This window comes from Micromonospora humi, from assembly GCF_900090105.1.
Taxonomy (GTDB): domain Bacteria; phylum Actinomycetota; class Actinomycetes; order Mycobacteriales; family Micromonosporaceae; genus Micromonospora; species Micromonospora humi.
Map to the genome: position 1 here is coordinate 58195 of NZ_FMDM01000011.1, position 19479 is coordinate 77673.

16 protein-coding genes are annotated in these 19479 nt (G+C 74.0%); all 16 read right to left on the reverse strand.

Features of this window, described 5'->3' with window-relative positions; translation table 11 throughout:
- Positions 1-9 precede the first annotated feature (9 nt).
- The 16 genes from GA0070213_RS20580 to pyrR all read right to left on the reverse strand — a co-directional run bounded on the left by GA0070213_RS20580 (position 10) and on the right by pyrR (position 19210).
- The gene (locus GA0070213_RS20580; RefSeq protein WP_091067662.1) at positions 10-1314 is read right to left on the reverse strand and encodes a cytochrome P450; all 1305 of its coding nucleotides are present in this window, start codon (positions 1312-1314) and stop codon (positions 10-12) included.
- 41 nt (positions 1315-1355) lie between these two features.
- Complete coding sequence (locus GA0070213_RS20585; RefSeq protein WP_091067103.1) at positions 1356-2333, reverse strand: AAA family ATPase; 978 nt, start codon at positions 2331-2333, stop codon at positions 1356-1358.
- Positions 2334-2562: 229 nt separating this feature from the next.
- Positions 2563-4590, reverse strand: a complete 2028-nt coding sequence (locus tag GA0070213_RS20590) for a primosomal protein N' (RefSeq protein WP_245716487.1) — start codon at positions 4588-4590, stop codon at positions 2563-2565.
- A 65-nt stretch (positions 4591-4655) separates the two neighbouring features.
- The gene (gene metK / locus GA0070213_RS20595; protein WP_245716488.1) at positions 4656-5846 is read right to left on the reverse strand and encodes a methionine adenosyltransferase; all 1191 of its coding nucleotides are present in this window, start codon (positions 5844-5846) and stop codon (positions 4656-4658) included.
- 97 nt (positions 5847-5943) lie between these two features.
- Positions 5944-7152, reverse strand: a complete 1209-nt coding sequence (gene coaBC / locus GA0070213_RS20600) for a bifunctional phosphopantothenoylcysteine decarboxylase/phosphopantothenate--cysteine ligase CoaBC (protein WP_091067110.1) — start codon at positions 7150-7152, stop codon at positions 5944-5946.
- 14 nt (positions 7153-7166) lie between these two features.
- Positions 7167-7433 carry a DNA-directed RNA polymerase subunit omega gene (gene rpoZ / locus GA0070213_RS20605; RefSeq protein ID WP_025617742.1) on the reverse strand — a complete coding sequence of 89 codons (267 nt, stop codon included), beginning with the start codon at positions 7431-7433 and terminating at the stop codon, positions 7167-7169.
- Positions 7434-7485: 52 nt separating this feature from the next.
- Positions 7486-8019 (reverse strand): nucleoside/nucleotide kinase family protein, encoded by a 534-nt coding sequence (locus GA0070213_RS20610; RefSeq protein WP_091067113.1) that lies wholly within the window; start codon positions 8017-8019, stop codon positions 7486-7488.
- 25 nt (positions 8020-8044) lie between these two features.
- On the reverse strand, positions 8045-8362 hold the full coding sequence (gene mihF / locus GA0070213_RS20615; protein ID WP_013285515.1) for an integration host factor, actinobacterial type: 318 nt from the start codon (positions 8360-8362) through the stop codon (positions 8045-8047).
- 177 nt (positions 8363-8539) lie between these two features.
- Positions 8540-9376 (reverse strand): orotidine-5'-phosphate decarboxylase, encoded by an 837-nt coding sequence (pyrF, locus tag GA0070213_RS20620; protein WP_091067117.1) that lies wholly within the window; start codon positions 9374-9376, stop codon positions 8540-8542.
- Positions 9377-9454: 78 nt separating this feature from the next.
- On the reverse strand, positions 9455-10729 hold the full coding sequence (locus tag GA0070213_RS20625; protein ID WP_091067121.1) for an adenosylmethionine--8-amino-7-oxononanoate transaminase: 1275 nt from the start codon (positions 10727-10729) through the stop codon (positions 9455-9457).
- A 99-nt stretch (positions 10730-10828) separates the two neighbouring features.
- Positions 10829-11848: a quinone-dependent dihydroorotate dehydrogenase gene (locus GA0070213_RS20630; protein WP_091067124.1), complete on the reverse strand. Its 1020-nt coding sequence runs from the start codon at positions 11846-11848 to the stop codon at positions 10829-10831.
- 94 nt (positions 11849-11942) lie between these two features.
- Entirely contained in the window at positions 11943-15290 is a 3348-nt protein-coding gene (gene carB, locus GA0070213_RS20635; protein ID WP_091067127.1) for a carbamoyl-phosphate synthase large subunit, read from the reverse strand.
- Entirely contained in the window at positions 15283-16428 is a 1146-nt protein-coding gene (carA, locus tag GA0070213_RS20640) for a glutamine-hydrolyzing carbamoyl-phosphate synthase small subunit (RefSeq protein WP_091067130.1), read from the reverse strand. The genes carB and carA overlap by 8 nt, the downstream gene beginning before the upstream one ends.
- The gene (locus tag GA0070213_RS20645; RefSeq protein WP_091067133.1) at positions 16429-17706 is read right to left on the reverse strand and encodes a dihydroorotase; all 1278 of its coding nucleotides are present in this window, start codon (positions 17704-17706) and stop codon (positions 16429-16431) included.
- Complete coding sequence (locus GA0070213_RS20650) at positions 17703-18629, reverse strand: aspartate carbamoyltransferase catalytic subunit (protein WP_091067137.1); 927 nt, start codon at positions 18627-18629, stop codon at positions 17703-17705. The genes GA0070213_RS20645 and GA0070213_RS20650 overlap by 4 nt, the downstream gene beginning before the upstream one ends.
- Positions 18626-19210 carry a bifunctional pyr operon transcriptional regulator/uracil phosphoribosyltransferase PyrR gene (gene pyrR, locus GA0070213_RS20655; protein WP_091067141.1) on the reverse strand — a complete coding sequence of 195 codons (585 nt, stop codon included), beginning with the start codon at positions 19208-19210 and terminating at the stop codon, positions 18626-18628. The genes GA0070213_RS20650 and pyrR overlap by 4 nt, the downstream gene beginning before the upstream one ends.
- Between the last annotated feature and the right edge of the window lie 269 nt (positions 19211-19479).

Genomic DNA, 19479 nt, shown 5'->3' on the forward strand with positions numbered 1-19479 from the left:
GACCCCAGTCTACGGAGTCGGCCCGGCCGCCCCCGGCGGCGTACCGGCAACGGTGACCGGCGCCGCCTCGCGCCCCGGCGTGACCGGCAGCGTGGCGTAACCACGCAGGGTGAGCCGGACCCGCCGCTCGGGCGTGCCGGCCACCGCCAGCTCGGGCAGCCGGCGCAGCAGCAGCGGGACCGCCACCTGCGCCTCCAGCCGGGCCAGCGCCGCGCCGAGGCAGTAGTGCGGCCCCGCGCCGAAGGACAGCGGGTGGATCTGCGGGCGCCAGGGGTCGAAGCGGCCCGGTTCCGGATAGCGGCGGGGATCCCGGTTGGCCGCGCCGAGCATCACGATGACCCAGCTCTCCGCCGGCAGGTCGACACCGCCGTACGTCGACGGCGCGGTGCTCATCCGCGAGGTGAGTTGCACCGGCGAGTCGTAGCGCAGCAGCTCGTCGACGTACGCCGGGGCGAACTCCGGGTGCTCGCGCAGCGTCGCCGCCGCCCGGGGGTGGTCGAGCAGTGCCACCAGGCCGTTGCCGAGCAGGTTGGTGGTGGTCTCGAAGCCGGCCACCAGCAGCACGATCAGGTTGGCCAGCAGCTCGTCGCCGGTCAGCCGGTCACCGCCGTCGTGCGCCTGGACCAGCGCGGTGGTCAGGTCGTCGGCCGGCGCGCGGCGGCGGGCCGCCACCAGCTCGGTGAAGTAGGCCCGCAGCTCCGCCGCACCCCGGTCGGCCACGGCCAGCTCGTCCATGGTGATCTCCGGCTCCAGCACGCCGGTCAGGTCGGTGGCCCAGCGCCGGAACAGCGGCCGGTCCGCCGCCGGGACGCCGAGCAACGCGCAGATCACCCCGACCGGCAACGGGTAGGCGAACTCGGCCATGAAGTCGACCGGGGCCCCGCCCCGGCCGCCGGCCAGCATCGCGTCGACGAGCGCGTCGGCCTGCGCCTCGACCACGCCGCGCATGGCGGCGATCCGCCGCGGGGTGAACGCCCCGGCGGCCAGCCGCCGCATCCGGCTGTGGTCGGGCGGATTGGTGCGCAGCATCGACCGGGAGATCGACAGCACGGCCGGGCTCTCCCGCCAGCCGGGCATGAACTGGTCACGAAGGCCGTCGTCCATCACCCCGAACCGGGCGTCGCGCAGGATGGCGTCGGCCTCGGCGTAGCCGGTCACCGCGTAGAAGACCGGGCCGGCCTGGACCACCGGGCCGTGTGCCCGCAGCCGCTCGTAGGTCGGGTAGGGATCGACCCGGCCCGCGGGGGACATCAGCAGCGCGAGGGCGTCGGCAGGATCCACGGTCGGCCTCCCCAGGGGTCCGGAAGCCTCCATCATGCTCCGGTGGACCGGATCGGGCGATCCCGTGGGTGCGCTCAGGCGCCGGCGCCCGGCTCGCCGGCCAGCACCGGACCGCCGCCGAGCAGCGCGTGCTCGGGCAGCGGCAGCGCGATGCCGTGCGCGTCCTGCCAGTCGTGGATCAGGCCCGGCCGGGCCTGGGCGGCGAAGAAGTCCACCGCGCTCATCCCGCCGACCACCGGCTCGTCGACCTCGGCGACCAGCCGGGCGGCGACCATCGGCACGCCGCCGCGCACCGCGGCGCTGAGCCGCCGGTGCCCGTCGACCACGAAGAAGTACTCACCGGTGTAACCGATGCTCAGCGGCTGCACCGCGGTGTCGCCGGCGCCGTCGCGGGCGGCCTCCGGGTCCCAGGAGCCGCGCAGCGTGGCGACGTCCTCGGTGGGGTAGACCCGGGTCGGGTCGAGCAGCAGCAGCGGCTGGCCGGCGCGCAGCACGTCGGCGCCGAGGCGGCCCTCGTAGACGTCGACGACGTGCTCGATCACCTGCTCCGGGGTGGCCCGGGTGGTGTCGCAGATCAGGTCGTAGTTGCGCAGCCGGGCCTTGTCGACGCCGTAGCGGACGATGAAGCGGTTGCGTTCGCTCTCGCTGCGCTCGCGCAGCTTGGCGCGCGCCTCCTCCAGCGTGGTGTAGCTCTCGGCCGGACCGGACGGGCGGGCGAGCACCCGGCGGGCCGCCTCGGTCGACTCGGTGATCATGTGCACCTTGAGCGCGTCGGTGAAGAAGTGCCAGGCCAGGCGGGAGTCCATCACCAGCGACTCCCCGGAGGCGGCGATGTCGCGCTGGAGCTGGTCGACGTAACCGTCGACGGCCTGGTCCAGCTCGGCGTGCAGGTTGAGCTGGAGCGCGGTCATCTGCCGCTCCTGCGCCATCTGACGGTAGAGGTCGCCGACGCTGACCCGGCGCAGCCCCAGCCGCTTGGCGATCTCGACGGAAACGGTGCTCTTGCCGCTGCCGAGATCACCGTTGAAGACGATCGACTGACGAACGGTCACGACTGGTCCACCCCTGCTCACCGGCTGACTGACGAGATCGAATCCGTGTGGCCCGACGTGCCCTGAGCACCCGCCGCGCCGCGTCCCGCGCGGAAAACCGCACGGCTGGGCATGACGGGCGATGCTATCACCGCGCGCTACCCAATTGCCGGACCAGGTGTGCGGTAAACCGCAGGTCACGACCGTGCGCGAGGGGCCGGGTGCGCTGGGTCACGGCGGTCGGGGCCGGTCAGAACAGGCTGAGCGGGTCCACCTGGAGCCGGACCGGATCGGCGGCCTTGCGGGCGCTGCGCTGCCCGGCCGCAGCGTGCAACGCGTCGGCGAGGGCGGCGGCCCGGGCCCGCGGCACCCGGACCAGCATCCGTTCCCGGCCCTCGTCGGCCGGCACCGGGCCGAGGATCTCGGCGTCGTCGGGCAGTCGGGCACCGGCCAGCAGGTCCGCCACCGCGTCGGCCGCCCCGGTGACGCTGGCCATCCGCACCGCGGGTGGAAAGCCCAGCTCGCGGCGCTCGGCCAGCTCGCGGGCGGCGAACCAGGCCGCGTCCCACCGCAGCAACGCCTGCACCGGGGCGAGCGCGCCGTCGGCGACCACCACCACCCGACCGCCGGCCGCGCCGGGCCGGGCCAGCGCGGCGCCGGCCAGCCAGCGACGCAGTGCCTCCTCCCCGGCCCGCAGGTCGGCCCGGGTGAGCAGCGCCCACGAGTCGAGCAGCAGCACCGCGCCGTAGCCGCCCTCGGCGACCGGCTCGGCGCCCGGGGTGGCGATCACCAGACCCGCGCCGCCGGGCACGGTGGCCAGCACCTCCTCGCGCCCGGAGGTCCGCACCGGCACCCCCGGGAAGGCCCGGCCCAGCTCCTCGGCGGTGCGCCGGGCGCCGGTGACGGAGGCCCGCAACCGCCGCCCGCCGCACTCCGGGCAGGCGTACGCGGCGGCGACCCGACCGCACCAGCGGCAGGCGGGCGTGCCCTGCGCCGACGGCAGGCCGAGCGGACCGGCGCAGTGCGGGCAGCGGGCCGGGGCCCGGCAGTCGGCGCAGGCCACCGAGGGCAGGTAGCCACGGCGCGGCACCTGCACCAGCACCGGCAGGTCGGCCCGGAGGGCGTCGCGGGCGGTGGTCCAGGCCAGGCTGGGCAGCCGGGCGGAGGCCGCACCCGGGTCCCGGGCCAGCTGCGGATCGTCGCCGGTCGGTGCCATCGCCGGCATCCGCGCCCGCACCGTGGCCCGGTCGGCGACCACCTCCCGGGCCCAGCCGGTCTCCACCAGCAGTTGCGCCTCGGCGGTGCGGGCGTAGCCGCCGACCAGGGCGGCCGCGCCGGTGAGCCGCGCCCGGGTGAGCAGCACGTCGCGGGCGTGCGGGTAGGGCGCCCGGGGCTCGGCGTGCAGGTCGTCCCCGTCGTCCCAGACCGCCACCAGACCGAGCCGCTCGACCGGGGCGAACATCGCCGCCCGGGTGCCGATCACCACCGGCACCTCGCCCCGCCGGGCGGCCAGGAAGGCCCGGTAGCGGCGGGCCGGGCCGGCTGCGGCGGCGAGACAGGCGTGCCGGTCCGGGCCGAGCACCGCGGTCAGGGCGGCGTCGAGGCGGTCCAGGTCCCGGCCGTCGGCGACCACCACCACGGCGCCCCGGCCGCCGGCCACGGTCGCGGCCACCGCGTCGGCGTACCGGTCGGCCCAGTCCTCCCCCGGCAGCGCGGACCACACCGCGCGCGGCGTGCGGCCGTCGGCGAGCGCGCGCAGCAGCGCCGGCCCGGCCGGATAGTCCCGCCAGCCGCGCGGGTCGATCGGGACGCCGGTCGCGGGCAGCGGGTCGGCGCCGTCAGCCCGCGTCCCACCGTCGGCCCGGGCGGCACCGTCGGCCCGGGCGGCGGCGGTCGGGGCGACGGTCGGCGCCGCGCCCGCCTCGGGGACCGGACCGGCGGCCTCGGCCGGGACGTCGGCGGCGGTGACGGACTTCTCGGCGCGGGCGTGCCGCGGCGGCACGGCCAGCCGCAACACGTCGGCCAGGCTGCCGGCGTACCGGTCGGCGACGGCCCGGGCCAGCCGGGCCACCTCCGGCGAGAGCACCGGCACCGGGGAGACGACCTTCTCCAGGTACGCCAGCTTCGGGTGGTCGGACTCGTCGACGCGCTCCAGCAACCAGCCGTCGACGAGTTGCCCGGCGAAGCGAACCTTCACCCGCACCCCGGGCCGCGCGTCGGCGTCCAGCGTCTCGGGGACCAGGTAGTCGAACGGGCGGTCGAGGTGCGGCAGCGGCACGTCGACGCAGACGCGAGCGACCGGCGACCCCTCGGCGGGTCGCCGGTCGCGGCGCGTGGCGGTGGTCAGGCTCCCGCGGCCGACTTGAGGTCGGCGGCCCGGTCGGTGCCCTCCCAGGTCAGGTCCGGCAGCTCGCGGCCGAAGTGGCCGTACGCGGCGGTCTGCCGGTAGATCGGGCGCAGCAGGTTGAGGTCCCGGATGATGGCGGCCGGGCGCAGGTCGAACACCTCGGCGACGGCCTTCTCGATCGAGGCCACCGGCACCGTCTCGGTGCCGAAGGTCTCGATGAACAGGCTCACCGGGTGCGCCTTGCCGATCGCGTACGCGACCTGCGCCTCGCACCGCTCGGCCAGCCCGGCCGCGACCACGTTCTTGGCCACCCAGCGCATCGCGTACGCCGCCGACCGGTCGACCTTCGACGGGTCCTTGCCGGAGAACGCGCCACCGCCGTGCCGGGCGTAGCCGCCGTAGGTGTCCACGATGATCTTCCGACCGGTCAGCCCGGCGTCGCCCATCGGGCCGCCGATCTCGAACCGCCCGGTCGGGTTCACCAGCAACCGGTAGCCCTCGGTCTCCAGCCCGAGACCCTCCAGCTCCGGCGTGATCACGTGCTCCCGCACGTCCGGCGTCAGCAGCGACTCCAGCGAGATGTCCGCGGCGTGCTGGCTGGACACCACCACGGTGTTCAGCCGCACCGGGCGCAGCCCGTCGTACTCGATGGTGACCTGGGTCTTGCCGTCCGGCCGCAGGTAGGGGATGGTGCCGTCCTTGCGCACCTGCGACAGCCGGCGGGCCAACCGGTGCGCCAACGCGATCGGCAGCGGCATCAGTTCGGGCGTCTCGGAGCACGCGAAGCCGAACATCATGCCCTGGTCGCCCGCACCCTGCGCGTCCAACGCGCTCTCCGACCCACCGGTCCGCAGCTCGAAGGCGTTGTCGACGCCCTGCGCGATGTCCGGCGACTGCGCGCCGATGGACACGCTCACCCCGCAGGAGGCGCCGTCGAAGCCCTTCTTCGACGAGTCGTAGCCGATGCCGAGGATGGTCTCCCGCACGAGGGTCGGGATGTCGGCGTACGCCTTCGTGGTCACCTCACCGGCCACGTGCACCTGCCCGGTGGTGATCAACGTCTCCACCGCGACCCGGCTGTGCGGGTCCTGGTCGAGCAGCGCGTCGAGAATGCCGTCGCTGATCTGGTCGGCGATCTTGTCCGGGTGGCCCTCCGTGACCGATTCGGACGTGAAGAGACGTGTCACGGCACTCCTAAGCATGTGAAGACTTCTAAAGGTCGCTCGGCGGCAGTTTAGTCGTCCCCGTCGCGCCGTGGCCCCGGGAACGCGAGTCGACCAACCGTCAGGACGGCGGGTCCAGCCGGGCGACCACGAGGTCCCAGACGGCGTCGGCCAGGACCTCCTTGGGCTGTTCGGGGAACCGGTGCACGGCGCCGTCGGCACCGATCACGGTGGCCGCGTTGGTCTCCGCGCCGAAGACCTTGTCGACGCCGACCTCGTTGACCACGATCAGGTCGGCGCGCTTGCGGGCCAGCTTGGCCCGGCCGTTGCGCTCCGCGTCGTCGGTCTCCGCGGCGAACACCACCAGCACCTGCCCGGGCCGGCGTCGCCGACCCAACTCGGCGGCGATGTCCGGGTTGGTGACCAGCTCGATGGTCGGCGCGCTGCCGTCCTCCGACTTCTTGATCTTCCCGGTGGCGTAGTCGGCCGGGCGGAAGTCGGCGGGCGCGGCGGCCATCACCACGGCGTCGGCGACGTCGGCGGCCGCCAGCGTCGCGGTGCGCAACTCCGCCGTGGTGCCCACCCGGACCAGGTCCACCCCGGCCGGGTCGGCGAGCGCCACGTTGGCCGAGACGAGTGTCACCCGCGCGCCCCGCGCCACGGCGGCGCGGGCGAACGCGTACCCCTGCTTGCCGGACGACCGGTTGCCCAGGAACCGGACCGGGTCGAGCGGCTCGCGGGTGCCGCCGGCGGTGACCACCACGTGCCGGCCGGCCAGGTCGGCCGGGGCGGCGACGCCGCGGGCCAGCGCCCGCCGGGCGACCGCGAAGATCTCCGCCGGGTCGGGCAGCCGGCCCTTGCCGGAATCCTGCCCGGTGAGCCGGCCGACCGCCGGCTCGACGACCCGGACGCCCCGGGACCGCAAGGTGGCCACGTTGGCGACGGTGGCCGGGTGCTCCCACATCTCGGTGTGCATGGCCGGCGCCAGCACCACCGGGCAACGCGCGGTCAGCAACGTGTTGGTGAGCAGGTCGTCGGCGAGGCCGTGGGCGGCCTTGGCGAGCAGGTCGGCGGTGGCCGGCGCGACCACGACCAGGTCGGCGTGCTGCCCGAGCCGCACGTGCGGCACCTCGTGCACGTCGGACCAGACGTCGTCGGCCACCGGCTGGCCGGAGAGCGCCGCCCAGGTCGGCGCGCCGACGAAGCGGAGCGCCGAGGCGGTCGGCACGACCCGGACCCGGTGACCCGACTCGGTGAGAAGCCGGAGCAGCTCACACGCCTTGTAGGCGGCGATGCCGCCGCCGACCCCGAGGACGATCTCGGCGGGCATCGACGCGGGCGCGGTTACGGCTGGTCGGTCGGCTCGGCGGTGAGCAGGCCTGAGTTGATCTCGCGCATGGCGATGGAGAGCGGCTTCTCCTGCGGGGTGGTCTCCACCAGCGGGCCGACGTACTCCAGGAGGCCCTCGCCGAGCTGGCTGTAGTAGGCGTTGACCTGACGGGCACGCTTGGCGGCGAAGATCACCAGCGCGTACTTCGAGGTGGTCTTCTCGAGCAGCTCGTCGATCGGCGGGTTGGTGATGCCCTCGGGGTTGGTGGCGATGGATCCCACGAAATTTGACCTCTGCGTCTCGTGCGCCGCCACGCGGGCGGTCGGTGGCCGCTCAACCGCTCGCGGGCGGTCGGGCCGGAGCCAGGACTGACGAACCGACCAATCCTACCAGTTCCGCCACGGCACGCTCGGTCCGGTCGTGCGTGACGGCGTGGGCGAACGCGTCCGCGACCGCCGGGGCGGCCCGGTACGCCGGCGGCACGAGCAGCACCAGGCGGGCCTGCGGCGCGGCGGCCCGCACGGTGAGCGCGCCGGCGAGGTCCAGCGGCAGCAGCACCGGCCGCCCCTCGGCGAGGCGGGACCACACGTCCGCGCGGGGCACCCCCCGGCGGTACGGCCCGATCCGGCACCACTCCAGCAGCCCGCCCGAGGCGATCAGCCGGTCGAAGGCGGCCGGGTCGAGGAAGAGCCGGTCCACGCCGTGGCGCTCGCCCGGGCGCGGCGGTCGGGTGGTGGCGACCACCGGCACCCACACCGACGCGAGACGCGCCCGGACCTGCTCGACGACACTGCCCCGGCCGGCCCCCGAAGGGCCGGACAGGACAGTGAGCCGAGCCGCCGAGCGCGCCTCGTCATCCGTGCTCACCGCTTGTTTCTACACGGTGGGCCGTTCAGTTGGCGGCGAACTCACCGAGCAGCGCCTTGCGCTGCTGCTCGCCGAGGCCACGCAGGCGACGGCTGTCCGCGATCTTGAGCTTCTCCATGATCTGGGTGGCCCGGATCTTGCCGATGCCCGGCATCGCCTGGAGCACTGCCGAAACCTTCAGCTTGCCCACGACGTCGTCGGACTCGGCCCGCTCAAGGACGGTGGCGAGGGTGGTCTTGCCCTGCTTGAGCTGCTCCTTCAGCTCAGCGCGGGCCTTGCGGATCTCCGCAGCCTTCTCCAGCGCGGCAGCGCGCTGCTCGGGGGTCAGTGACGGGAGCGGCACCAGTTCTCCTCAGGTCCCTAGTACGGCGGGCGGAGCCCCACCGCAGCTGTGAAACGTGGTGTCGCTGGCAACCAAAGGGGTCCGTGGTTCCCAGCGCGGGGAAAACTAGCGGTCGACGGAGCTTTCGGCAACGTGGACGCGCGATGATCAACGTAAAGTGACCGAGCCGTCAGTCAGTCAGGCGGTGGCCAGGGCGGCCCGGCACTCCGCCAGCACCCGCTCGGTGGCGGCCCGCAGGGCGGCCGGTTCCGGCCCGGCGCCCAGCACCTCCCGGGAGTACGACGGCAGCACCGACGGCAGCGCGGCACCGAACACGGTACGGAGCCCGGCCGGGGTGCCGCCCTGTGCGCCCAGCCCCGGCGCGAGCAGCGGGCCGTTGACCGAGCCGAGGTCGTGGCCGGTCTCGCCGATCGTCGCGCCGACCACCAGACCGAAGCTGCCGAGCGGCTCCACACCCCGGTTGAGCTGGGAAATCTCGTCGATCACGGTCTGCGCCACGGTGCGACCGTCGGCCCCGACGGCACGCTGCACGGCGGCGCCCTCGGGGTTCGAGGTGAGGGCCAGGACGAAGACCCCGCCACCGTGCGCGGCGGCCGTTTCGATCATCGGCGCGAGTGAACCTACTCCCAGGTAGGGGCTCGCGGTGATCGCGTCGGCATACAGCGGACTGGATGGATCGAGGTACGCCGAGGCGTACGCGCGGACCGTCGAACCGATGTCCCCACGCTTGACGTCGAGGAGAACGAGCGCGCCCGCATTTCGCAACTGTCGGATAGTTGACTCAAGCACGCCGACCCCGCGCGCGCCGAAGCGCTCGAAGAACGCCGACTGCGGCTTCACCACGGCGACCCGGTCACCGATCGCCTCCACCACCGTGCGGCAGAACCGCTCGAGCCCGCCGACGTCGTCGGGCAGCCCCCAGTCGGCCAGCAGGCCCGGATGCGGGTCGATCCCCACGCAGAGCGGTCCCCGCCCCGCCACCGCCCGGTGCAGGCGTACCCCGAACGTCTCCATCGGTCCCTCCCTCTCCCGGCGGCCCCGGCCGCCTCCGTGTCCCACGACGGGCCCTCCGTCGCCCCGCTGCGGCCGGACTCAGCCGGCCTTCACCGCCGCCGCCACACCGGCCGCGATCCGGGCCACGTCCGCGGCGTCGGACACGTACGGCGGCATGGTGTAGACGAGGTCCCGGAACGGGCGCAGCCACACCCCCTCGGCCACCGCGGCGGCCGTGGCCCGCGGCAGGTCCACCTCGTGGTCCAGCTGCACCACGCCGATCGCGCCCAGCACCCGCACGTCGGCCACCCCGGGCACGCCGCGCAGCGGCGCCAGGCCGGCCCGCAGCCCCTCGGCGATCCCCGCCACCCGCCCGGCCCAGTCTCCGGCGCGCAGCAGGCCCAGCGAGGCGTTGGCGACCGCGCACGCCATCGGGTTGCCCATGAACGTCGGGCCGTGTGCCAGCACCCCGGCGGTGGAGATCGCGCCGGCCACCTCCGGGGTGCAGAGCGCCGCGGCCAGCGTCAGGTAGCCCCCGGTGAGCGCCTTGCCGACGCAGAGCACGTCCGGCGTGACGCCGGCGTGCTCGGCGGCGAACATCCGCCCGGTCCGGCCGAAGCCGGTGGCGATCTCGTCGAAGACCAGCAGGATGCCGTGCGCCCGGGTCACCTCGCGCAGCACCCGCAGGTAGTGCGGGTGGTGGAACCGCATCCCGCCGGCGCCCTGCACCACCGGCTCGACGATCACCGCGGCCAGCTCGTCGGCGTGCCGCTCGACCGCGTCCACGAGCGCCGCCTCGTACGCCGGGTCCGGCGGGGCGTCGAAGCCGGCCGGCGGCAACGGCGCGAAGACCTGCCGGGGCAGCACGTCGCCCCAGAGGTGGTGCATGCCGCCCTCCGGGTCGCAGACGCTCATCGGGTGGAACGTGTCGCCGTGGTAGCCGCCCCGCCAGGTGCCCAGGCGGCGCCGCTCCGGGCGCCCCACGGCGCGCTGGTGCTGCAGGCACATCTTCACCGCGACCTCGACGCTCACCGAGCCGGAGTCGGCCAGGAAGACGTGCTCCAGGCCGTCCGGGGCCAGCTCGACCAGGGTGGCGGCCAGGCGCGCGGCCGGCTCGTGGGTGAGCCCGCCGAACATCACGTGACTCATCCGGCCGAGCTGGTCGGTCACCGCGGCGTCCAGCACCGGGTGCCGGTAGCCGTGGATGGCCGCCCACCACGACGACATGCCGTCGACCAGTTCCCGACCGTCCGCCAACCGCAGCCGTACCCCGGCAGCGCTGTCGACCACGAGCGGCGCGCTGCCCGACGGCATCGCCGCGTAGGGATGCCAGACGTGCCGGCGGTCCACCGCGAGGATCTCCTCGGGCGTCACGGTTCCTCCTTCATCCCTCCCCCGCGATCGTGCGGTCTCGGCCCGCCGTCCGACCGGTTCGGGCGGTGTGCCGGGGCGGCAGCTGCACGATCGCGGAGGTCAGGGAGTGGTGCGGGTGCGGGTGGTGATGGCGCGGGTCAGGGCGGGGCCGCGGTAGATGAAGCCGGTGTAGAGCTGCACCAGGGCGGCGCCGGCGTCGAACATCCGGGTCGCGTCGTCGGGGTCGAGGATGCCGCCCACGCCGATCACCGGCAGCCGTCCCCCAGTCTCCCGGTGCACGAAGGCGACCAGTTCCCGGGAGCGGGCGGTCAGCGGGCGGCCGGACAGGCCGCCGGCCTCGGCGCCGCGCGCCCGGTCGGCCGGGGCGAGCCCGTCCCGGCCGAGCGTGGTGTTGGTGGCGATGACGCCCGCCGCGCCCCGGTCGAGGCAGACCTCCAGCAGCTCGGCCACGGCCGCCTCGGTGAGGTCCGGGGCGATCTTCACCAGCACCGGCTTCTCCCCCACCAGCGCGGCGAGCAGCGCGTCCAGGTGCGCCCGGTCCTGAAGCGAGCGCAGGCCCGGGGTGTTCGGTGAGGACACGTTGACCGCGAAGTAGTCACCGTGCCCTCTGAGCGCCCGGTAGGAGGCCAGGTAGTCCTCGACCGCCTCGTCCAGCGGGGTCACCTTGGACTTGCCCAGCGAGATCCCCAGCGGCACGCCGAGCGGGCGGGGCAGCGCCGACAGCCGGGCCGCGAGGGCCTCGGCGCCGGCGTTGTTGAAGCCCATCCGGTTGACCACTGCCTCGCTGTCGCGCAGCCGGAACAGCCGGGGCCGGTCGTTGCCCGGCTGGGCGTGCGCGGTGACGGTGCCGACCTCGACGAAGCCGAAGCCCAGCGCCGGCCAGGCCGGCAGCGCCACCCCGTTCTTGTCCATCCCGGCCGCCAGCCCGACCGGGTTCGGGAACCGCACCCCGAACACCCCACGCGGTGCCGCCCGGAAGTAGACGCGCCGCAGCGCCGCCAGCGCCCCCGGCCGCCGCGACAGCGCGGCGAGCCGCGCCAGCGTCCACTCGTGCGCCGTCTCCGCGTCCCCGCCTCCCCGCGCGAACAGCCGGGGCCGCACCACCCGCTCGAAGATCACCGCGCGCCCTCCGGTCTGTTGATCATGAAGTTGGCGGCGGCGGAGGAGATCCACATCGCCGCCAACTTCATGATCGACGCGGAGGTCGGGGTGGTCACTCGCCGGCCCGGAGGGCGGCGTGCAGGTCCTGGAGGGGACGGACGCGGAGGTCGCCGTTGATGCGCGCCTCGATGCCCATCACCGCCGCCGCCGCGCCCGGAACCGTGGTGACGCAGGGGATGTCCGCCGTGACGGCGGCGCTGCGGATCTCGTAGCCGTCCGAGCGGGCGCTCGCCCCGGAGCCCTGCGGCGTGTTCACCACCAGCGCCACGTCGCCGCCGAGGATCAGCGACACCGCGTCCGCGCCCTCGCCCGACTCGTAGTGCTTGCGGATCTGCTCGCAGGCGATGCCGTGCCGGCGCAGCACCTCCGCCGTGCCGGTGGTGGCGACGATCTGGAAGCCCAGGTCGGCCAGGCGCTTGATCGGGAAGATCATGCCGCGCTTGTCCCGGTTCGCCACCGAGACGAAGATCTTCCCGGCGGTCGGCAGCGACCCGTACGCGGCGGCCTGCGACTTCGCGAACGCCTGACCGAAGCCGGTGTCGATGCCCATCACCTCGCCGGTGGACCGCATCTCCGGGCCGAGCAGCACGTCGATGCCCCGGCCCGACGGGGTGCGGAACCGCTTGAACGGCAGCACCGCCTCCTTGACCGCGATCGGCGCGTCCGCCGGCATCGTGCCGCCGTCGCCGGTCGGCGGCAGCATCCCCTCGGCGCGCAGCTCGGCGATCGTGGCGCCGAGCGCGATCCGGGCCGCCGCCTTGGCCAGCGGCACCGCCGTCGCCTTCGACACGAACGGCACGGTCCGGGAGGCGCGCGGGTTGGCCTCCAGCACGTAGAGCGTGTCGCCCTGCAACGCGTACTGGACGTTGAGCAGGCCACGCACCCCGACGCCGCGGGCGATCTCCTCGGTGTAGCGCCGCACCTGGGTGAGGTGCGAGCCGGCCAGCGTGATCGGCGGCAGCGCGCAGGACGAGTCGCCGGAGTGGATGCCGGCCTCCTCGATGTGCTCCATCACGCCGCCCAGGTAGACGTCGCCGTCGGCGTCCACCAGGGCGTCCACGTCGATCTCGATGGCGTCGTCGAGGAACCGGTCCACCAGCACCGGGTGGTCGGGCGAGATCTCGGTGGCCCGGCCGATGTAGTCACGCAGCGTGGCGTCGTCGTAGACGATCTCCATGCCCCGCCCGCCGAGCACGTACGAGGGCCGGACCAGCACCGGGTAGCCGATCTCCTCGGCGATCGCCTTGGCCTCCTCGTACGAGGTGGCCATGCCGTGCGCGGGCGCGCGCAGCCCGGCCCGGGCCAGCACCGCGCCGAACGCGCCCCGCTCCTCGGCCAGGTGGATCGACTCCGGGGAGGTGCCGACCACCGGCACGCCGGCGTCCTTGAGCCGCTGGGCCAGGCCGAGCGGGGTCTGGCCGCCGAGCTGCACCACCACCCCGACCACGCCGGGGCCGCCGGCCGCCCTGCCGGACGAGTCCTCCGCGTGCCACGCCTCCAGCACGTCCTCGAAGGTCAGCGGCTCGAAGTAGAGCCGGTCGGCGGTGTCGTAGTCGGTGGAGACGGTCTCCGGGTTGCAGTTGACCATCACGGTCTCGTAGCCGACGTCCCGCAGCGCCTGGACGGCGTGGACGCACGAGTAGTCGAACTCGATGCCCTGCCCGATCCGGTTCGGCCCGGAGCCGAGGATGAGCACCTTCGGCCGGGCCGAGGGCGCCACCTCCGTCTCGGAGTCGTACGTCGAGTAGTGGTAGGGCGTGGTCGCCTCGAACTCGGCCGCGCAGGTGTCCACCGTCTTGTAGACCGGCCGGATCCCGAGCCGGTGCCGCAGCGTCCGGACGCCGCCCTCGGCGGCCAGCTCGGGGCGCAGCGCGGCGAGTTGCCGGTCGGACAGGCCGGCCCGCTTGGCCCGGCGCAGCAGGCCGGCGTCGAGCACCGGCGCGTCGACGATCTCGGTGCGCAACTCGATCAGCCCGGCGATCTGGTCGAGGAACCACGGGTCCATGCCGCCGGAGGCCTCGGCCACCTCGGCGATGGACGCGCCGAGACGCAACGCCCGCTCGACGGTGTAGAGCCGGCCGTCGTGCGGCACGCGCAGCGCCGCCAGGGTGTTCTCCCGGGTGGCGCCCTCCGGGTCCGGGACGGTCCAGAAACCGGACGACTTGGTTTCCATCGAGCGCATCGCCTTGTTCAGCGCCTCGGAGAAGTTGCGGCCCAGGCTCATCGCCTCGCCCACCGACTTCATGGTGGTGGTCAGCTCCGGGTCGGCGCCGGGGAACTTCTCGAACGCGAACCGGGGAATCTTCACCACCACGTAGTCCAGCGTCGGCTCGAACGCGGCCGGCGTCTTGAGCGTGATGTCGTTGGGGATCTCGTCGAGCGTGTAGCCGACCGCGAGCTTGGCGGCGATCTTGGCGATCGGGAAGCCGGTGGCCTTCGAGGCCAGCGCCGAGGAGCGCGACACCCGCGGGTTCATCTCGATCACGACGATCCGGCCGTCGACCGGGTTGACCGCGAACTGGATGTTGCAGCCGCCGGTGTCCACGCCGACCTCGCGCAGCACCGCGATGCCCAGGTCCCGCAGGCGCTGGTACTCCCGGTCGGTGAGGGTCATGGCCGGGGCGACGGTGACGCTGTCGCCGGTGTGCACGCCCATCGGGTCGACGTTCTCGATCGAGCAGACCACCACCACGTTGTCGTGCCGGTCGCGCATCAGCTCGAGCTCGTACTCCTTCCAGCCGAGCACGCTCTCCTCGATCAGCACCTCGTGCACCGGGCTGGCGGCCAGGCCGGCGCCGGCGATGCGCTCCAGGTCGGCGTCGGTGTGCGCCATCCCGGAACCGAGGCCGCCCATGGTGAACGACGGCCTGATGACCACCGGCAGGCCCAGCTCGGCGACCGTGTCGCGGACCTCGTCCATGGAGTGGCAGACGCGCGAGCGGGGGGTCAGCGTGGACGGGTCGTCGACGCCCAGGCGTACGCCGGCCTGGGCCACGATGTCCTTGAACAGCTGCCGGTCCTCACCCCGGTTGATCGCCTCGATGTTGGCGCCGATCAGCTCGACGCCGTACTTCTCCAGCACGCCCGCGGAGTGCAGGGCGACCGCGGTGTTCAGCGCGGTCTGCCCGCCCAGGGTCGGCAGCAGCGCGTCCGGGCGTTCCTTGGCGATCACCAGCTCGACGAACTCGGGCGTGATCGGCTCGACGTAGGTGGCGTCGGCGAACTCCGGATCCGTCATGATCGTCGCCGGGTTGGAGTTGACCAGGCTGACCCGGATCCCCTCGCTGCGCAGCACCCGGCAGGCCTGGGTGCCGGAGTAGTCGAACTCGCAGGCCTGTCCGATCACGATCGGCCCGGAGCCGATCACCAGGACGTGCTTCAGGTCGGTGCGCTTAGGCATTCTTTCCGCCTTCGATGAGCTCCGCGAAGCGGTCGAACAGGTAGTCCGCGTCGTGCGGGCCGGCCGCCGCCTCCGGGTGGTACTGGACGGTGAAGGCGGGCACGTCCTCGGCCCGCAGCCCCTCGACCACGTTGTCATTGAGGCACACATGGGAGACCCGCACCCCGCCGAAGTCGGTGTCGACCACCTGGTCGGGGACGACCGCGCCGGAGCGCACCCCGGGGACCTCCACGGCGAAGCCGTGGTTGTGGCTGGTCACCTCGACCTTGCCGGTGGCCCGGTCGAGCACCGGCTGGTTGATGCCGCGGTGACCGTATCCGAGCTTGTAGGTGCCGAAGCCGAGCGCCCGGCCGAGGATCTGGCTGCCGAAGCAGATGCCGAACAGCGGGATCCGCCGGGTGAGCACCTCCCGCGCCAGGGCCACCGGGGCGTCGGCGGTCGCCGGGTCGCCGGGGCCGGGCGAGAGGAACACCGCGTCCGCGCCGGTGGCGAGCAGGTCCCCGATGGTCGAGCCGGCGGGCAGCACGTGGGTGGTGACGCCGCGGGCGGCGAGCCGGCGCGGCACGTTGCGCTTGATGCCCAGGTCCAGCGCGGCCACCGTGAACCGGTGCTCGCCCTGCGCCTCGACCACGTACGGCGTGGCGGTGGTCACCTCGGTCGACAGGTCCGCACCGACCATTCCCGGCGAGCGGCGGACCCGCTCCAGCAGGGCGGCGGGGTCGTCCTCGACGCTGGAGACGCCGACCCGCATCGCGCCGCGCTCGCGCAGGTGCCGGGTGAGCGCCCGGGTGTCGATCCCGCTGATCCCGACCACGCCCTCGGCGGCGAGCCGGTCCTCCAGTCCGCCGGTGGCGCGCCAGTTCGAGCCGATCCGGGCCGGGTCGCGCACCACGTACCCGGCCACCCAGATCCGGCCGGACTCGTCGTCCTCGCCGTTCACGCCGGTGTTGCCGATGTGCGGCGCGGTCTGCACCACCACCTGACGGTGGTAGGAGGGGTCGGTGAGCGTCTCCTGGTAGCCGGTCATGCCGGTGTTGAAGACCGCCTCGCCGAAGGTCTCGCCGACGCTGCCGTACGCCTCGCCGTGGAACGTGCGCCCGTCCTCCAGGACGAGGATCGCGCTTCTCCGCTTACCCATTTACTTGACAGCCTTTCCGTCCAGGACCGTCGGCTCGCCGCGCAGGAAGGTCGCCACGATGCGACCCGGCAGCGTCATGCGGGCGTACGGGGTGTTGCGACTGCGGCTGGCCAGCTCGGCCGGCTCGATCACCCGGCGGGCGGCCGGGTCGACCACTGTCAGGTTGGCCGGCACGCCGGGCGCCGGGTCGAGGCCGTGCCCGGTCAGCCCGGCGATGCGGGCCGGTACGCGCGACATCCGCTCGGCGATCAGGTCCCACCGTGGGCCGAGCACGTCGAGCGCGACGGAGAGCGCGGTCTCCAGGCCGAGCATGCCCGGCCGGGCGTACGCCCACTCGCACTCCTTGTCCTCCACCGCGTGCGGCGCGTGGTCGGTGGCGATGACGTCGATCACGCCCTCGGCCAGCGCGGCCCGCAGCGCGGCGATGTCGGCGGCGGTACGCAGCGGCGGGTTGACCTTGAAGACCGGGTCGTAGCTCTCGGCCCGCTGGTCGGTGAGCAGCAGATGGTGCGGCGTCACCTCGGCGGTCACCCGCACCCCGCGCGCCTTCGCCTGGCGCAGCACCTCGACGCTGCCGGCGGTGGAGACGTGGCACACGTGCAGGCGGCTGCCCACGTGCTCGGCCAGCAGCACGTCCCGGGCGATGATCGCCTCCTCGGCGACCGCCGGCCAGCCGGTCAGGCCGAGCCGCGTGGAGACCTCACCCTCGTGCATCTGCGCGCCCTCGGTGAGCCGGGGCTCCTCGGCGTGCTGGGCGATCACCCCGTCGAACGCCTTGACGTACTCCAGCGCCCGGCGCATCAGCCGCGGGTCGGCCACGCAGTGCCCGTCGTCGGAGAAGATCCGCACCCGGGCCGCGGAGTCGGCCATCGCGCCCAGCTCGGCCAGGCGCTCGCCGGCCAGCCCGACGGTGACCGCGCCGATCGGCTGCACGTCGACCAGGCCGGCCTCCCGGCCGAGCCGCCACACCTGCTCGACCACGCCGGCGGTGTCCGCGACCGGCGAGGTGTTGGCCATCGCGCAGACCGCCGTGTAGCCGCCGAGCGCCGCCGCCCGGGAACCGGACTCGACCGTCTCGGCGTCCTCCCGGCCGGGCTCGCGCAGGTGGGTGTGCAGGTCGACCAGGCCGGGCAGCGCGACCAGGCCGGTCGCGTCGACCACCGTGGCGCCGTCCGCGGTCAGGCCGGCGCCGACCTCGGCCACCACGCCGTCGCGGATGAGCAGGTCGGTCGGCTCGCCGCCGACCGGGCTGACGTTTCTGATCAGGTACGCGGTCACCGGTTGCTCCCTCCGAGCAGCAGGTAGAGGACGGCCATCCGCACGGAGACCCCGTTGGCGACCTGTTCGACGATGGTGGAGCGGGGCGAGTCGGCGACCTCGGGCGTGATCTCCATGCCCCGGTTCATCGGCCCGGGGTGCATGACGATCGCGTGCTCGGGCAGCCGGCGCATGCGCGGCCCGTCCAGCCCGTAGCGGCGGGCGTACTCCCGGGCCGACGGGAAGTAGGAGTCGCTCATCCGTTCCCGCTGCACCCGCAGCATCATCACCACGTCCACACCGGGTGCAACGGTGTCGAGGTCGTAGGAGACGTCGATGCCGGGCGCGAGCGCGGTCGCGATGTCGACCGGGATGAGCGTCGGCGGGCCGACCAGGGTGACCTTCGCGCCCAGCGTGGTGAGCAGCAGCACGTTCGAGCGGGCCACCCGGGAGTGCAGCACGTCGCCGACGATCGCCACGTGCAGGCCGGCGAGCCGCCCCAGGCGGGAGCGCATGGTGTACGCGTCGAGCAGCGCCTGGGTGGGGTGCTCGTGGGTGCCGTCGCCGGCGTTGACCACCGACCCGTCGACCCAGTCGGCCAGCCGGTGCGGGGCGCCGGAGGCGGGATGCCGGACGACCACCGCGTCGGCGCCCATCGCCTGCAGGGTGAGCGCGGTGTCCTTCAGGCTCTCACCCTTGGTCACGCTGGAACCCTTGGCCGAAAAGTTGATCACGTCGGCGCTGAGCCGCTTGGCGGCCGCCTCGAACGAGATCCGGGTCCGGGTGGAGTCCTCGTAGAAGAGGTTGACCACGGTGCGTCCGCGCAGCGCGGGCAGCTTCTTGACCTCCCGGCCGGCCACGGTGGCCATCTCGGCCGCGGTGTCCAGGACCAGGGTGGCGGTGTCGGCGTCCAGGTCCGCGCCGGAGAGCAGGTGCCGGATCATGCCGGTTCACCTCCGAACAGCCGTACCTCGTCCTCGCCGTCGGTCTCGGCGAGGGTGACCTTGACGTTCTCGGCCAGCGCGGTGGGGATGTTCTTGCCGACGTAGTCGGCGCGGATCGGCAGCTGGCGGTGGCCGCGGTCGACCAGGACGGCGAGCTGCACGGAGGCCGGGCGGCCGACGTCGCTGAGCGCGTCCAGCGCGGCCCGCACGGTGCGGCCGGAGAAGAGCACGTCGTCGACGAGCACCACCCGGCGGCCGTCGATGCCGCCCGGCGGCAGGTCGGTCGGGCCGACCGCGCGGGTGGCGTGCCGGCGCAGGTCGTCACGGTAGAGCGTGATGTCGAGCACGCCGACCGGGACGGTCACGTCCTCGAACGTGCTGATCCGGGCCGCGAGGCGGCGGGCCAGGGGAACACCCCGGGTGGGGATGCCGAGCAGCACGGTGTCGGCGGCGCCCTGGGTCTTCTCCAGGATCTGGTGGGCGATGCGGTCGACCACCCGCGAGACGTCGGCGGCGGCGAGGATCACCTTCACCGAGGGTTGTCGCGGCGGCGACGAATGGGCAGCCGGTGGGTAGGCCACGGCGGACCTCCTTCCCCGCCTCACGGGACGGGTCGTTAAAGGACGTCTATCGACTCCGGCGGACCCGCGAGGGGCCCGGACCGGGGCTCCACGCCACGTTACCAGCGGTCACCGGGTCGACCGCCGCCGGTCCTGACCTGCTGGTCAGCCCGGAGAAATGCGGACAAGCCACACCGGCCCCCCGGACCTCGTGGACCGCAACACTTGACCACGTGTCGCAATCCCCGTACCGTCACGCTCCGTAGCGATAGCTGGGAGAACCCCGAGCA